Genomic DNA, 15,722 nt, shown 5'->3' on the forward strand with positions numbered 1-15,722 from the left:
AATATCGCCGGGTGCAGGGGCGCGGCGGGTGCGCCGTACACAGCGCTGAACGGGTACCATAGACCCCTGTTTCCGCTGTGATGCCGCATGGGCCCGTCCGACCGCCACGATCGTATCCGCCGCTGGCAGGCCGCTTCGCTGCTCGCCGCCGCGCCGATCGCCAGCCTGTCCGCCAGCGATGCCGTCGGCGCTCCGCCGCCGCAGGCCCCGCCTGGCCAGCAGCGGATCGCCCCGGCGGCGCTGGTCGAACGGCTGCATCAGCGGGTGCTGTCCGGGCAGAGCGCCACGGCCACGCTGGAAGGCTGGTGTGCCGAACACGGCCTGGCCCAGCAGGCCCGCGTCCGCGCGGTGCGCATCCATGGCGATGACAAGCAGGCCCCGGCCGAGGTACTGCAGGCCCTGGGCGCCGACTCCAGCGCCGCGCTGCGCTACCGCCGCGTGCAGCTGGTGTGCGGGAACCGCGTGCTGTCCGAGGCCGACAACTGGTACCTGCCAGGCCATCTCAGTGCGGCGATGAACCAGATACTGGACAGCACCGACGAGCCTTTCGGCCGCGTGGTCGGCCCGCTGGGCTTCCAGCGCGAGACCGAAGCCGACCAGACCTTCTGGCCCCCCCGTGGCGAGGGTGACCACGGCATCATCCTGGAAGTACGCGCCTTGCTGCGCGACCGCCAGCAGCAACCTTTCAGCTACGTCATCGAATCCTATCTGGTGCAGGCGTTGCCGTAAGCGTGATTGCGGGCGGCGGTGACGACTGTCCGCGCGTCGTGAAGGCATCAAGCGACGCCTCTCCGCTCGCCGCAGATGCGAGTCGAAGAGGCGCCCCACCTGCGCTGCTCAGTTGAAGCGGTAATCCATCTCCACCCAGAACTGGCGGCCATAGGGGTCGTAGTTGCCGACCGGATAGAACGGCCAGCCCCCCCCGTTGCGGTCCGCCGGCGGCCGGCTGTTGCGCAGGTTGTTGACGATGACACCCAGCGACAGGTTGTCGCCGAAGGTGCGGAACACGCTCGCGTTGTACGTCATGTACGGTCCGATGCGGCCACTGCCGTCGCTCTTCGGCAGCGAACCATAGCGGTTGCCGTACACTGTCGCGGTCCAGTCACCGCGGCTCCAGGTCACGCTGCCGTTGACCTTGCTGCGCCACTGCCAGTCGTCGAGGGAATTGCGGATGTCACGCACCTCGTCATCGGCGAACTGCCGGTACTCGTGCTCGAGCACGACGGTGTAGGCCAGACGCGTGGTGAAGCGCCCCGCCCGCCCGGCATCGAAACGCCAGTTGCCCTTCAGATCGATGCCGCGCACGGATTCGGATGCCGCGTTGATCGGATTGATCAGCACCCGGGTGACCTGGTCCGGCTGCACCGCCGCAGTGGAAGGATTGCGGATCACGCGGGCCAGCGCGTCCTGGCACAGCGGCGAACCGATATCGCGCACTTCACCGCCCAGGGTACGGCCGAGGCGGCAATCGGCTTCGTCGCGCAGGATGCGGCTGCTGTCGAGATTGGTCACCTCGTTGTCGATGCGGATGTCGTAGTAGTCCGCACTGAAATCCAGGCTTGCCAGCGGCGACCAGACCACACCGAAGCCGTACGACTTGGCGGTTTCCGGTTGCAGCTGCGGATTGGCGCGGTTGCTGAAGTCGATGGACAGCCCGTTGAAATCGCAGTCGTCATACGGCTGACCGGCGGTACGGCAACGCCAGTAATCGGTCATGCCCGGGTTGTAGCCACGGGTTTCAGTGGCGAACACGTAGTTCATGTCCGGCGCACGGAAACTGGTGGCGGCCGTGCCACGGATCAACAAGGTGTCCAGCGGGCGGAACTCCACGCCGAAGCTCCACGTCGCCTTGCCGATGTGTTCGCCTGCGGCCCGGTACTGATCGTAGCGGCCCGCCAGCGTGGTGGTCAGGCGCGGCAGCAGCGGCAGCTGCAGTTCGGCGCCCACCGCATAGCGATCACGCTCTCCTCCTGCACCGACGCCGGCAGTGGTGTTCCATAACTCTCCGGTTCCCAGCCGCGGGTCCGGACGGTTGCGATACCCCTGGCTGCCGGCCTCGACCACGGCCGCCAGCGCCGCGTCGCCTCCAGGCAGTTCGAACAGTCGGCCGTTCACGCTGGCGCTGAAGGTCTGCAGCCACGCCGCATTGCGGCTCTCCTGGTAACCGGACAACTGCCCGTACTCGTCCGGCGTCAGCGGCTGGTAAAGCCGTGCCGGATCCGGCGCGTAGACCTCCACCCCGTCGCGCACGCCCAGTGTGGGGCCGAGCAGGTATTCGTTGATTCCCGCCAGCAGCACCGGCCGCCGCGTCCGGTTCTCGTAGCGCGAGCGGCTGTAGACGGCCTCGTAGTCCCAGTCGCTGTCACCCAGCTGGCCGCGTACACCGACGTTGAACGACCACGATTTTTCCAGGAAGCGATTGGCGTTGCGCGGCAGGCCGCCCACTTCTTCCGGTGCGAACCGGCGATACCAGCTCTCCAGTTCACCACTGTTCTGGTTGTAGAAGTAATTGCGTGCGGACGTCCACGTCGGGGCACGGGTGTTGTTGTAGATGGTGGCGCTGCCCACGGCCAGGTCGGCGAACAGATCGGTCCGTTCGTCCAGGTGGAAGGTCAGCAGGCCATAGCCATCGAGGTTGCGCTTTTCAGTCTGCACGGTCCAGTAGCTGGCGGCGGCCTCGTTGCTGCCGCAGTAGCTGCCCAGGCGCGGATTGGTGGCGCGGAACACGCTGCCGCCGTAGATCCCGGAAGCGGCATCGCAGCCCTCACTGCCCGGGTCGATGTTCCTGCCGGTGGCTGCATTGCGCCGATAGGCGATGGCAGTGGCCTGCGGGACCGTGCCACGCGGATCATCGTCCAGCGAATCCATGAAGTCGCGCTGGCGTGCGTGGATGGCCTTGCGGATTCCCAGCTCGAAGCCGAACACGCCTTCCCATCGCTCACCGGCACCACCTCCCACCACCTGCACGCGCTGGTTGTCTCCCCCGCCCTGCTCGGTACCGCCGGCACGAACGTTGATGTCCACGCCGTCGTAGCGCTCCTTGAGAATGATGTTGACCACGCCGGCGATGGCGTCGGAACCGTACACGGCCGAAGCGCCGCCGGCGAGCACTTCGATACGCTCGATGAGGGCGCTGGGAATGTTGGCCAGGTTCACCACGTTGACCGAGCCTTCGTAGGCCAGCGGGTAGTCCGACTGGCGACGACCGTTGACCAGCACCAGCGTGCGGTTCGGCCCCAAACCGCGCAGATTGATGGTGTTGGCAGCCGGGGTGAAGGTATTGCCGTAATCCTCGCCCTGCACGTTGCCGGTGTTCTCGGTCAGCGCACTCAGGGCGTCGAATGCATTGCGGTAGCCCTGCGCGTCGATCTGCTCCCGGCTGATCACGGTCACCGGCGACGGCCCTTCAACGCTGGCGCGCGGAATGCGCGAACCGGTGACCTTCACTTCCTGCAGCGATGCAGGTGCGCTTTCCTGCGCGAAGGCGGGCAACGAGGCCAGCATCAGGGACGACAGCGCGAGCACCAGCGGACGATGGCGCAGCGCCTGGGGAGAGGCGGACATGGGCTTCCTGGGGGAGTTGGACGATTGGACGGGACGCGGCGGCCTGTGCACGCATAACGATCCCGTAACGAAAGTGTCCCGAACGGACAGTTTCAGCGGAAATGACCAGGCCTGATGGGCTTATGCCGGAACCTGATAAGTGACGCTGCGCGCTGCCAACGTGCGTTTTACAACATTCTTGATGGTGTGGCGGCGCATGTACGGGCATCGTCAAGCCATGACGACCTGTTCTTTCGGCCTTCCGATTCCGCCGCTCCGCCCCGTGCTGCGCCAACACCTTGTGCAGCTGCAGGCGGCCCCGATCACCCTGCGCCTGTTCAACCGCGCCGATCTGCCACGCTGGCGCGCCTTCGACGACCGAAGGAGCCGCGGCATCCTGCGCCAGTCCGGCGTCGACGAGGAAGCGCGCTTCCTGGCGGGCGTCCACCGTTCGCGCCTGCAGCAGGACAACGACCAGCTGCTGCTGGGCGTGTTCGATGACCGGCACGGCATGCTGCATGATCAACTTCAGATCCAGCTGCACTCCGCCCACGCCCGATGCGCCGAGTTGCGTTCAATGCAGCACAGCCACGAGCATCCCGCGCAGGCGTTGCAGGCGCTGTGCCCCTTCCTGTTCGACCAGGTCGGACTGCATCGCGTGTTCACCCTGCTTCCGGTGGCCAGCAGCACGCCTTTCGTCGATGCACTGCGCGCGGTGGGATTCGAGCACGAAGGCCTGCTGCGTGATCACCATCTGGATATCGATGGCTGGCAGGACCGGCAACTGCTGGCCTTGACCGCGCCGCGCTGGCGACAACAGGTCCGCCCGGACTAGCGGACCCGCTCCAGCGCGGCATCCGCCCCGGTCAGTACCGAGCACGCATGGTCCTGCAGCTCCTCACCGCTGGCCTCGTTGCCGGTCGCGGGATCCAGGCGGGTCGCCAGCAGAATGAAGCCGGGGCCTCCCAGCACATTCTCGCGGCCCGCCACCACCAGGCTCCATTGGCCGACATCGGGCAGCCCGCTCAGGTCATAGGCGAGCAGGTTCAATGGATTGGCACGCAGTTCTGCTCCCGGCAGCAGGCGCGCAACGTAACGATGGCCACGCAGCGGCACGGGCAACGCCGCCCACTGCATTCCGACCGCCGCGGCGTGCGTGTCCAGCGCCTGCAGCACATCGGCGCGCAGGCAGTCGATGTGGATGTGAAGCTGATGCTGGGAACGGCCGTGCGGCGAGTTCAGTGCAAGGCTTGCGACAGTGCGCGGCAGGGGGCGGCCCAGCGCCTGTTCGGTATGCCCGCGGGCCTGCCAGGCAGCTGCGAAGTAGTTCGGCGCACCGCGCTGGTACAGCACAGCGCTCTCGATGCCACTGACCTTGTCCAGTGGCATCAGCAGGAACTGGTAGTCGCCATGGGCGTCCTTGATGAGCACATCGCGGCGGGCCGCGGTCGCGTCCCGTTGCAGGCAGGCGCCACGCGGCACATCGGCACCGCGGCAATCGCGCTCGATCAGCCTCCACAGCGCATCCGACGGGACCGGAGCCGGCGCAGGCGCGCTGGCGCAGGCCGCCAGCAGCGAACAGGACAACAACAGGATCAGGCGGGTCACGGGTCTCACAATCGACGGCACGGCAAGGGCTGCGCCGGCCAGTGTACCCTGCCCCTCAGCCGGGCACGGCTTCTCTCGTATCCGCCGTCTCCTCGACCTTGCCGGGCGTGTACTTGGTCGCGCCGAAGTACAGCACCCGCCATTGGCTCAGGTTGCCGATGAACCAGTGCGCCACCGAGTCATGACCGTACCCGTCGAAGAAGGTCTCCACCTCCGGCGGCAGCAGGGTCGTATTGTCCCAGGATTCCAGAGTGACCCGCTCGGCCATGGTCAGCGTTCTGCCGCGCTCCCGGCGCCGTCGCAGGCTGACGATCTTGTCAAGCAGCGTGTCGTTCTCCTTCTCCAGCCCCCGGCGCTGCTTGCGTACCGCGGAGAGCTCATCGTCGCGCGCCTTCAGCTCGTCTGACACCCGGTTCCACTCGGCGGTCTTCTCCGCATTGCCCTGATCGGCCAGGTGCAGGTTGCCGTTGTCCCAGGGCGAGGGCAGCTGCGACTGCCGTCGGCGCAGGGTGCGCACCTGTTCGCGCAGCGCCTCTTCGCGTGCAGCAAGCCGCTGCATCGACGGCAACTGGTCACCGCGTGCCACGCGCACGCGCAGCCAGCGATACAGCAGCTCCATATGCGATGCCTGCACGTCCTCCATGCGCCCGCGCTTGACCCGCACCGCCTGCAGATAGGCGTTGAACACCGCCTGCAGTTCCGGATCCTGCTTGTCGAACTCGGCCTTGACGTGCGCTTCCAGGCGACTGATCGGGTTGAGCAGCACGCCCCCGGCCTGCGCCATGTCATACATCTCGTTCAGGGCAAAGCGCGCGATGCTGTTCCGGCGCCCCTGGTGCTGGGGATCGTAGCCACCGCCCACGTCCGAGTGCACACCCGGGAACCATATTTCCACCGTGTTGGCGGGGTATTGGGCATGCTCGCGGGTGGAATCCAGGGGGAACTGGCCGCGCAGTTCATGGGCGGCGGTCATATGCACCGACTGCTCCACGATCTCCGGTATGGTCATGCCTTCAGCCCAGCCGGTATGCCCATTGCGATAGTTCACCGCCGCCGCCGTCAGGCTGGGCCACACCGAGCACACCGTATCGAACACGCCCATGAATCCGATCCGCAGCGGAATACGCTCGCGGTACAGCCAGGTGCCATCGGCCTGGCGTCGGCAGCGCGCGGCCAGATCGCGGGCGAACGCGCGTGCCGAAGCCGCTCCGCGCGAAAAGCCCAGTACCGACACGCTGACCACCAGGATGCGCATCGGCTCGGGTTGGCTGTCTATCAGCTCGTCCAGCGCCTGCAGCGCGAAGTCGATGCGCTCGCGCCCGCCCTTGCCGATGGACAGCCCCAGCAGCCCCCCCTTATCACCAACCTCCGGGCACGGTGTTCCTACGCCGGACAGGTACTGCCGTTTTATGTTCCGTGTGTCGTCCCTGTGCGCGATGAACAAGCGGGCGATGTTCGACAATGCGCGCTCATTCTGGGCCTTGTTCAGCTCCTCATCGCGATTGTTGCCGGTGCCATCGAAGAATACGGCCAGGTGCAGGCTCTGCGTGCATCCCGTAGTGGCCGCTTCCTTGTCGGGCACGGTGCCACACATCGCCTCCTGGCGACGGCGGCGCTCGGCATCGCTCAGCGGACGTGTGCCGCGGGCCAGTCGCGCAGTGCGTGCCGTGCCCTCAGCCTGGGCGACCGGATCCGGGGTGCCCGGTTCAAGATCCACCTGCCCGGGAATCGCGGTCGGATCAATACTGGTCATGGTCCTTGTGCTCCTTCGGCACTGGCATGCGCCGTACGTCCCACTTGTTCACGCCCTTGTCCAGCAGCTCGGCCTCGACATGGCCGTCCGCATAGAAGTGCAGCAGCAAGGTGGCCGGGTTGGGCGGATAGGGCGTCTTCAGCGGTACCACGGCTTGACGCGGAACGCGGTGCCCTTCATCCAGATAGCGGTTGGTGGCCAGATCGTATCGGTTGGCCTCGATCCAGCGCACGCGCACGCTGTGCGGCCCCTTGCCCCGGGGCGCACGCGGGGCCATGCCGGAGCCACCGTTGGTGTATCCACCGACTCCGCCCAGAAACTGCCCATCCACCCTTACATCGTCGAGGTAATACGGGCTGTAGTTGAACGCGAACAACGACATGATCGGCGTCTTGCCGCGTGCCATCGCCCGGCTGCAGCCGACGCCCACCACCAGCAGCGCGATCATCGCCAGCGCGCTCCACCACAGGTACTTGTTGCCCATCATTCCGACCTCGCTCCGTTCAGTCCCAGCTTTCTTCAAGCGGCCACACTTCGTCACCGATCTCGGCGGCGCTGCGCCGCCCCGCCGCGAAGTCCTGCAGGCGAAGCCGCCATGCGGGATCCTCGCCAAGATCGACGCCGGCCAGCAGCGCCCAGGTCGACACCATCACCAGCCGTCGGCTGTCCTCGATGCCGACGTCCGCGGCCGTGGCCACCACCCGTCGGAAGAAGGTATACCAGCGCGCACGGGGAAGCCGCGCCAGCAGCTCCGGATCGGAGAGCTGGAAGTGATCGATCAGCGTGTAGGGGTAGCTGGCATCGATCAGGGCGTGCCGCTGCGCCGCCTCCAGCACCCAGGGAGGATCGTGCGGATCCTGCACGCTGTCCTGCAATTCCAGGTGCGCCCATTTCAGATCGTGGCGCAGGTACCACCAGCGCTCTCCCAGCGCCAGGAAGGCCCGGCACTGCGCCGCGTCCAGCACCTGCACCCACCATGGCAGCACCCGCGCGTCGAAGAAGCGGGCCACGAACAGCTTGCCGTTCGGGTAGCTGGCGTCCAGCCGTCTCTGCAGCCGCTGCTGCAGCTCTTCCGCAGGCAATGCCGTGTCGATCAGGCTGAGCAGGCCCGGAGAACGCGCGTACGACGCCGCACGCTGCAGGAAACCGTCAAGCTTCAGGCCACGCGGCAGGCGTGCGAGGAACACGCTGGCGTCATCCGTGCCATCGGCCAGCAAGCCGTCAAACAGGGGCAGCGGCGCCCAGGGCAGCGCGCGCAGCAGCTGCAGGGGCTGCTCGCACTGCGCGCCATCAAGCAGAACGTAACGCTGGGTGCCCTCCTCCAACGGCGGTGGCGAGAACGGTGGGAACTGCCAGTCGTTGGCCACGCTCAGCCTCCCTTCGGTGTCAGCGGGGCTGCACGCTGTGCGGCCAGCAGCAGGCATTCCTTGCAGACCGACTGCGGGAAGACCGGCAACGGGTAACGGCCGCGATCGCCGGGCAGGAACGACTTGCGTCCGGCGTGCACGCTGATCCTGCCGGGTGCGTTGAACACGATGTTGCCGCCACTGAGGGTGATGCTGGCCCCGCCTGCGGTGGCCACCTGCACCGTCCGGCCCGCAGCCACCTCCACGGCACCCTGTGCGCTCGTGCCCCGCAGCGACTGCCGCGACTGCACGCGCACCTCGTCCTGTTGCGCCTTGACGTCCAGCACCTGTTCGCCGCTGGCCAGGGTCAGCGCCGGCTCGCCCGGATCAGCCCCCTCCAGTGTTGCGGCCAGTACGCCGATGGCCTGCCGTCCATGCCAGCGCGCCTGCCCCAACACCACGGCCTCGCCGTGCTGGCCGCTGCCCAGTGCCAGTGTCTCGCCCGGCGCCCAAAGCAGCCCCTGTCCGGCCACCATCAGCGCACCATCAGGTGCAGCCAGGCCCAGCAGGGCATCGCCGGTATGCGGAACGCGGCCCTCGCCGGCATCACCGCTGCGTTCCGGCGCCGACCCGGCCGCTTCCTGCAACGCGTTACCGGGCACCGTGCTGCGTACGCTGGCCAGCAACACCGGCAGCGGTGACTGCGAACCGTCCAAACGCGAGCGCTGCGGCGATTGCACGCCGACATGCGCGGCCGGCCGCACTGTCAGATGCGTACCCGCCGCCGCCGCATGGCTGCGGGCCAGCGTGGCCAGCTGCTGCAGCAGCGCAGCAGGCTGTGCCGCCGCACCTGCCGGTTCGGCGCTGCGGCGGGCATAGGCACTCAACCAGAGCCCGCCTTGTCCGCGCACGCTGCCCCAGGCGTCGCTACGCAACTCGAATCCACTGCCGCGGAAGCTGCCTCGATGGTTGTCCGCCTGATGGCGCAGATGTCCCAGCGTCAATGCCGAAGCCTGCTGGCTGCTGGCCAGCTGGGCCCGCAGCTGCTGGTCGCTGTCGTCGAACAGCAGACGGTTCCAGCCGGCCCCCTGCCACTCCCGTGATTGCACGCCCCACAGCGCACCGGCGTTGCGGTGTGCCTGCTCTCCGGTCGCCGCCGCGTGCCAGGCAGGCGCCTGGCCGCCCCCGAGGTTGGCCTGCGCACTGCCGGTGCCATCCCTCGCCTGTGCGTACATGGACGTATCGGCCTCCGCGCTGGCGCCCGCCGGGGTCGGCGCGACGCCGCCTTCGCCGCGCCCGTTGTACAGCGCGCCCAGCACCAGCGGCCGGTCGATGTCGCCCTCGAGGAAGCCCACCAGGACTTCCTGGCCGATACGGGGCAGGAACTGGCTGCCCACTCCCGGCCCCGCATAGCGCTGCGCGACGCGCAGCCACGCGCTGTCCGTGCTGCCCTCTTCCTGCTGGAAGTGGAACCGCACGCGGATCCGTCCCAGTGCATCGGCGTGCAGCTCGGCGCCGTCGGCGCCCTGCGCAGCCACCACGACCGCTGTCTGGTAACCGGGCGCCAGCGGCCGCGGATTGCGTCGCGCACCCGTGCCGTCCCATAGCGTCGGACGCCAACGCCGGTCGCGGGGAAGCGCGACGAATGTCTGTGCGTAGCCTTGCGTCTGGGCAGCCACCTGCAGCGTGTCCGCCGTCGCGGCGGCATCGTCCATCGCCGCCAGCGCCTGGCGCAGGTCCACCGGCAGGTTGTTGACCCCGGCGTGCTCGACGTCCACCAGCAGCAGTTCGGTCGGCACCGCCCCCGGCGTTCCGCTCAATGACCAGACCTGGCCGGCATCAGCGCTGCGCACGCTGCCACGGCCGTGCCATTGCAGTGCCTGCGCTTCCAGTGCCTCGGCGACCAGACGAGCGTGGTGCTGCAGCTCGGCCGCGTCGGCAAATGCATGCGCGCCAACCGGATCATAATCCTCGCGCCGCGCCTGCCCGCTGCCCTGCACCGGCAACTGGCCGGCCAGCGAGCGCGCACTGCGGTAGTCGCTGCTGTGCAGCTGCACGTGCGTGCTCTGCAGCCGCCGTTGCAGGCCAAGCTGCTGCACGCCGTCACTCTGTTCGGTGCCATCGGCACGATGGAAGCGGATCCCTCCCGCCGACTGCGACGCAGCGGCTTCCGGCAGGAGGGTCGAATCGGCGAACACCACCACGCCGTGGCCCACCGGGGCATCGGGAACCTCCTCCACGCACCAGCCCAGCCCCTCTTCGGCGAGCAAACGCTGCACGAACGCCAGGTCGGTCTCGCGGTACTGCACGCAATAGCTGCGCGGCCGGGATGCGGCCAGCATCCCGTCGACTTCATCGCTCCAGCGCCAATGCGCATGTTGCGGGTGCATCTGGAACACCGCGTCCACGATCGCGCGCACGCTCTGTTCCTGGAACACGCGGCTGCAGCGGGCCTGGTCGAGCCACCACGTCCAGTCGCGCAAGGTGATCCGGTAGCGCGCCAGCCCACCATCACTGCCCACGCATCGCGCAGCGGCAATGACGCCGTGGCGCGGCCAGTCCTGGCCATCGGCCAACCGCGCATGCAGGCATGCGGGCTGCCCCGGCCAGTCAGCCAGTGGCAGCGATGCGTCCAGCGCGAGTACGTCGATCTGCAGCTGCCGCCCCTGTGACAGGGCATCGCGCCCGTGCCACTGGTCGACAACGACCGCCGGCATGCCGGGTAGATCCAACCGATACAGGCGGCTGCCGGCATCAAGCCCCGCTGCCTGCACCATCAGGTTGCGAATCGCTTCCATGGCGTTCCTACCGTTGCTGCCCTCCGCGATGCGGCGGGCAGGTCCTTCCCCTGTAGGGCGACGGTAGCAGATGGAAAACGGCGGCGCACGCGACCGCCGTCACGCCGAATTAACGTTCCGGATCAATAGGTTCCGTAGGACACTTCGACGATCACCGGCTTGCCTGTGTCTTGTGCCGGTTGCAGGGTGAAGCGGTCCAGCGCGCTGCTGTCATCACCCAGCGGCGTGCTGCGGAACTGCAGACGGTAGGTCGCCCCCGCCTGCACGCTGCCATCGGGCAGCAGGCGCGCGTCGGCAGGCAGCAGCAGGCCTCCCAGATCGCTGTAGGCCTCCGGCGCATCGCTGAACCCGTAGTCGACCAGTTCGCCAACGCGGCGCATTTCGTACACCCGCGTCGGCCACGGGCGGGCCGTGCTGCGGCCGTTGCGCAGGTCGGTCACCCACTGCTCGGGTAATTGATAGACCTTGCGCAGCGCCGTGTCATCCAGTTCGGCGCTGGCCACCTGCAGGCAGCACACCAGCCGCTTGCTCTCGCGGTCATACACCGAGAAGCGCGCATCGCGTGCGACCGGCATCGGCAGCAGTGCGAACGGGACGTCGCGCAAGGCGGGCTCGGCACCATCGCGGGAGTCGAGGTTGCGCCAGCCACCAAAGGCCGGTTCGGCGGCCTGTGCCAGCGGCGCCGCCAGGCTCAGCGCCACCGCAAGCCCGCCGGCGGTGCGTCCGATCCACTTCTGCATGTCGTTCATCCGTCGATGGCCGGTGGCCAATCAGTTTCGTGAGGATGCCATGAAGGTGCGACGGTTGCCACGTCGGGCAGCGCGGCTCGTTCAGCCGGGCCTGGCGATCGCGGGGGAACGCGGCCGCTACTGCATGTACTGCGTGGTGTGGCCGGTGAATCTGACACCATCGAATCCGAAGCAGAAGCGGCCCTCTTCGAATGCCCGGTAGACGAGCAGTGCGCCGCTCACGCAGAACGTGTCGCTCTCAACGGATGTCTCCACCGTGCCATAGGTACGCGCGCCCTCCTTGCCCATCAACGGGCCCGAGAACGCATCGATGGGCAACGGATACACGGTGCCGTCGCGGCTGTCGATCAGCACGATGGAGCGCTGGAAGTACTCCTTGCGCTCATCCAACTGGGCCAGGATGTAATGCCGGTTGAAGTTCGGCACCTGGGTAAGGATGGCCTGGTCAATCTGCGCGCGATGCTGTGCATCACAGAAGTCCACCGGGCTGTATTCGTACGCGCAGCCGGAATGAGGTAAGAGCATCTTGACGCCGGCATATCGTGCGCTTCGCGCTGTAGATGCAGGCACTTCCTTCGTCTTGGTGGCCGCCCCCGTTGGCGGCACACCTGCAGCTGGGTTCTGCGATGAATTCGGCTTCCCGGTGCAAGCGGCGACCGAGAGAAGAAGGCCGAGCAGCAGCACAGGCTGCAGTCCACGCCAGACACGGGTGTTGATCTTCACCATTTCTCCGTTCCAGGCCTTCGACAAGAAGCGCGCGAACCACCGACGTAGCCTCAACCTTTGGCTTGTTCGGGCCATCGCCTGCCCATCTTGATCAGGCCCAATCGGGCGCACACATCAACTGCGACTTCTGCGCGTTGCCGACCTGGGGACCCAGCATCGGCCTTTCGCCGCGCCGGCTGCGCGCGTCATCGGGAAACTCAGACCCCAGCGCCATGCGGAGTCGCGCACGCGCCTGGTCCAGTGGCAGATCGATCATGATGCCGATGGGCGTGGGTGCGGTTCCCAGATGGGCAACGACCCTGTAGACCGGCAGGCCATGGAAATCGGCCTTGACGCAGAAGTGCGCCATCCCGAACTCCTCATCGCGTTCGCAGGGTTCGGGCGCGTGCAGGGCCAGGTAAGGATTCGCGGGCTGGCCTGATTCAGTGCTGAGGTACCAGCCCTTCGGCTGGCAATCCAGCAATCCGTCGAAGAGCGTTTCAGAGCTGTCCGGATCACCCGGCAACGGCGGCTCCGCCTGCGCGGCATGGGCGTCTGCCTTTGCCTCGATGGAGGCCTGCGCACGGCCGGCGGTGTCTGCCTGCTCGATATCCTGTGAGGTGGTTTGCCGGCATGCCACCAACGGCAGCACAAGGCTGGCCAGGAGCAGCTGACGCAGCGCAGCGGGGCGCTGACGATTCACTGACCCGCTCTGATGCATGGCTCCCAGCCTCCCAGAGGTGAAGCGCCCGATTGGCGCATAAGCGCAACGGGCATTCCAGACGCTGCATCGCCTCACCCGCCCATTGCCGAGCCCAGCTGCTGGAACGCGCCGCCGATGGTGGGGATGTTCGCTGGCGGCAGCGTAGCCGGATCCCGGCACTCCTGAGCCCTCCTGCCGGCCACACTGAAGACCTCGCGATAGCGGAGGTAGCCGTAGGTATTGACGGCAGGAATATTCAGCTCCGTCCACTTCCCGATGTAGAAGCCGGCCAGCGAGTCATGCATGTAGTTGTCAAACAGCACCGTACTCACATCGGGTACCGGCGCACCGTCCAGCACAAGGTTAAGCAGAGTGCTGGTCTCGGCCGGGATTTTTGCGTAGTCGTAAGCCGCCTGGGAGGCCCGTGGCGTAGGTTCAAATACCGGGCGCCCGATCTTGCGACCCGCCTCCATGCGCTTCTGGCTTTCGTCCAGCTGCCTGCGGTAGGCCGCCATCTCCTCCTTGCCCCTGCGCAGCTTTCCAACCAGATTTGCGAAATCGCGCTGCGCATTGGCCAGATCCACCTGATCCTCGGCATCGGACTGCTTGAAGAACGGCTGTTGCAGCACGCTCTGTGGACCATTCGGCAGCCGCTTGCCCTTCCAGGCAACGTACTGCCGGCAATGTCCTGCAATCTGCTGCGTGTGCGCGCCTCCGGGGACACCGTGACCGGTCAGCCAGGCGTTGTAATCGCGGATCAGCTGTGGGTGGCAGCCGAAATGCATGGCGAGCACTGGCTGCGCCCCCAGTTCCTCGATCGTTTTCATTATCACGCCCGCCTTGACGGCCTCATGATGCATGTCGATCAACGGAATCTGCGCAAGCTTGGCGGTACCGTTCGCGGCACCGGAAACGAAGTCCTTGCCCTGGCCGCCGGGCGAGTAGCCGCCACCGACATCCGAGTGCATGCCCGGGTAAAGCACCTCCTTCCCGCTGGTCGCCAGGTCCAGCGGGAAATTGATCCGCTGCTCGTGCAGGGCCGCGAAATGCACGCTCTGGCGCGCTTCGGGGTGAATGCTCATCATGTCACCGGCGGCCCAGTCCCACTTGCCCTTCGAGACGCGGCTCATCGCAGCAACGCCGACCGACGCAACGGTATCGAAGATGCCCATGAAGTTCAGGTAGAGCGGAATGCCGGCAATGTTGTAGCCGCAACCGCTGCCCCAGGCTTCTGCCGTCTCATACAGCCGATGCACGAACGCCCGCGCCTGTGCCGCGCCACGCGAGAAGCCGAAGACGGAAACGTGCACCGACTTGACCCGGCGCTGGTGCCCCTTGACCACGCGCTCCAACCGCTGCGCGATTGCCGTGAGCATCGCGCGTCGCGTCATGCCCTCCAGCAGTCGCGTCTCGCTCATTGAGGCGACCAGTACTTTGGCTTCGTTGGGCTGGATCAAGTCACCACCGTTCAGGTACTGATGTACCGAATTGATGACCTGCAGGATGGCCCAGTGGATGCGGTCCGCACCATAACGGGCGGCGCCGCCTCCCAGCGTGTCACCATCCTGGTTGGTATCGCCGACGTCGGCGAATGGCGTGCCGACGCCGGGAACGTAGATGCTGAAGAAGCCGTTGCCACGCTCCTTCAGGGCGGCGTCGTACAGGCGCGCCACATTGCTGTGACCGTTGCGGGCCAGCTGGGTCTTGGGGGAGCGCGTCTTGCCGGTTACAAAGGTTCCTTCCCACTCGCGGTTGTTGCCGGTGCCGTCGAAGTAGATGCCTACGTGCACCTGGCCCTGGCATTCGGAGCCCTTCTCGCGCATGCACGCCATGGCCCGCGCCCGCTGCTGCGCTTCGGCGCCGCTCAGCGCTCTGCGTCCATCTGCCGGCATTGGTTGCGCGCCGGTTGCCGTGCGTCCACTCATGTCCTTGTCTCCTGGATTCGCTGCTGGTCCCCGCCGGGATCGTTGTCCTTGTCACCCACGCCAAGCATTCGGATCGGATGCCCGGTGAGCGACCGGGCCCCGTGATCACTTTTCAGTCGGGCGCCGAAGGTGCTCCCAGACTGGATTCTCGCCCTCGCGCAAGGGCGCCTCGGGGCCGGTCAATGGATAGTCGGGATGACCGAGCACAAGATTGGTGACGAAGACCTTGATCTCGCCATTGCGCAGGAAATGGACGGCCAGGTTTCCGAGCTGGTTGTACTTCGGAATCGCAACGGTCTTCTTCTGGAACGTTTCCAGATCCGTGGTCCATTCGATCTCCACCTTCATGTCCGGCGTCCATCGATCAGGCAGCACGACGCAGCAGACAGTTCCGCCTTCCGAGTGAGAATCGGCCGACCCGCCACTGCCGCCATTCACGAGGAACTGCGCAATATATGCATCCGTATGGTTGTAGCCGAGCACGGCCACCGGCGTGGAGGCCGTCCGTACCTTGCAGGCCGCCAATGCCGGCAACAGGAGCAGCAACGCCAGGGCCGCCAGCAGATGGGTCCGCATCAAACGCATGATTCTT

At 66.8% G+C, this 15,722-nt stretch carries 13 protein-coding genes; 2 read left to right on the plus strand and 11 right to left on the minus strand.

Annotated elements, in window-relative coordinates:
• Positions 1-87: 87 nt before the first annotated feature.
• Entirely contained in the window at positions 88-729 is a 642-nt protein-coding gene (locus ACVOKU_RS04715) for a hypothetical protein (RefSeq protein WP_481559254.1), read from the plus strand.
• Between the two features lie 108 nt (positions 730-837).
• Here the strand turns inward: ACVOKU_RS04715 and ACVOKU_RS04720 are convergent, their stop codons facing one another.
• Positions 838-3,564 carry a TonB-dependent receptor plug domain-containing protein gene (locus tag ACVOKU_RS04720; protein WP_481559255.1) on the minus strand — a complete coding sequence of 909 codons (2,727 nt, stop codon included), beginning with the start codon at positions 3,562-3,564 and terminating at the stop codon, positions 838-840.
• Positions 3,565-3,826: 262 nt separating this feature from the next.
• Between ACVOKU_RS04720 and ACVOKU_RS04725 the strand changes: the two genes are divergently transcribed.
• Positions 3,827-4,378, plus strand: coding sequence for a GNAT family N-acetyltransferase (locus ACVOKU_RS04725; RefSeq protein ID WP_481559256.1), 552 nt, complete (start codon positions 3,827-3,829; stop codon positions 4,376-4,378).
• Here the strand turns inward: ACVOKU_RS04725 and ACVOKU_RS04730 are convergent.
• The 10 genes from ACVOKU_RS04730 to ACVOKU_RS04775 form a co-directional block, all read right to left on the minus strand.
• Positions 4,375-5,151, minus strand: a complete 777-nt coding sequence (locus tag ACVOKU_RS04730) for a CDP-diacylglycerol diphosphatase (RefSeq protein ID WP_481559257.1) — start codon at positions 5,149-5,151, stop codon at positions 4,375-4,377. The two genes, ACVOKU_RS04725 and ACVOKU_RS04730, sit on opposite strands and share 4 nt — an antisense overlap.
• Before the next feature lie 55 nt (positions 5,152-5,206).
• On the minus strand, positions 5,207-6,904 hold the full coding sequence (locus ACVOKU_RS04735) for a T6SS phospholipase effector Tle1-like catalytic domain-containing protein (RefSeq protein WP_481559258.1): 1,698 nt from the start codon (positions 6,902-6,904) through the stop codon (positions 5,207-5,209).
• The gene (locus ACVOKU_RS04740) at positions 6,891-7,391 is read right to left on the minus strand and encodes a hypothetical protein (protein WP_481559259.1); all 501 of its coding nucleotides are present in this window, start codon (positions 7,389-7,391) and stop codon (positions 6,891-6,893) included. The genes ACVOKU_RS04735 and ACVOKU_RS04740 overlap by 14 nt, the downstream gene beginning before the upstream one ends.
• 16 nt (positions 7,392-7,407) lie before the next feature.
• Positions 7,408-8,271: a DUF4123 domain-containing protein gene (locus ACVOKU_RS04745; protein ID WP_481559260.1), complete on the minus strand. Its 864-nt coding sequence runs from the start codon at positions 8,269-8,271 to the stop codon at positions 7,408-7,410.
• A 2-nt stretch (positions 8,272-8,273) separates the two neighbouring features.
• Positions 8,274-11,048, minus strand: a complete 2,775-nt coding sequence (locus tag ACVOKU_RS04750; protein ID WP_481559261.1) for a type VI secretion system Vgr family protein — start codon at positions 11,046-11,048, stop codon at positions 8,274-8,276.
• A gap of 122 nt (positions 11,049-11,170) precedes the next feature.
• A complete protein-coding gene (locus ACVOKU_RS04755; RefSeq protein ID WP_481559262.1) occupies positions 11,171-11,788 on the minus strand; it encodes a decarboxylase in 618 nt (205 codons plus the stop codon).
• A 126-nt stretch (positions 11,789-11,914) separates the two neighbouring features.
• Positions 11,915-12,523 carry a hypothetical protein gene (locus ACVOKU_RS04760; RefSeq protein ID WP_481559263.1) on the minus strand — a complete coding sequence of 203 codons (609 nt, stop codon included), beginning with the start codon at positions 12,521-12,523 and terminating at the stop codon, positions 11,915-11,917.
• 91 nt (positions 12,524-12,614) lie between these two features.
• A complete protein-coding gene (locus ACVOKU_RS04765) occupies positions 12,615-13,205 on the minus strand; it encodes a hypothetical protein (RefSeq protein WP_053518388.1) in 591 nt (196 codons plus the stop codon).
• A 92-nt stretch (positions 13,206-13,297) separates the two neighbouring features.
• Entirely contained in the window at positions 13,298-15,130 is a 1,833-nt protein-coding gene (locus ACVOKU_RS04770) for a T6SS phospholipase effector Tle1-like catalytic domain-containing protein (RefSeq protein WP_229765839.1), read from the minus strand.
• A gap of 105 nt (positions 15,131-15,235) precedes the next feature.
• Positions 15,236-15,715 carry a DUF3304 domain-containing protein gene (locus ACVOKU_RS04775; RefSeq protein ID WP_481559264.1) on the minus strand — a complete coding sequence of 160 codons (480 nt, stop codon included), beginning with the start codon at positions 15,713-15,715 and terminating at the stop codon, positions 15,236-15,238.
• Positions 15,716-15,722: the final 7 nt, after the last annotated feature.

The organism is Stenotrophomonas sp. STEN147 (assembly GCF_056757995.1).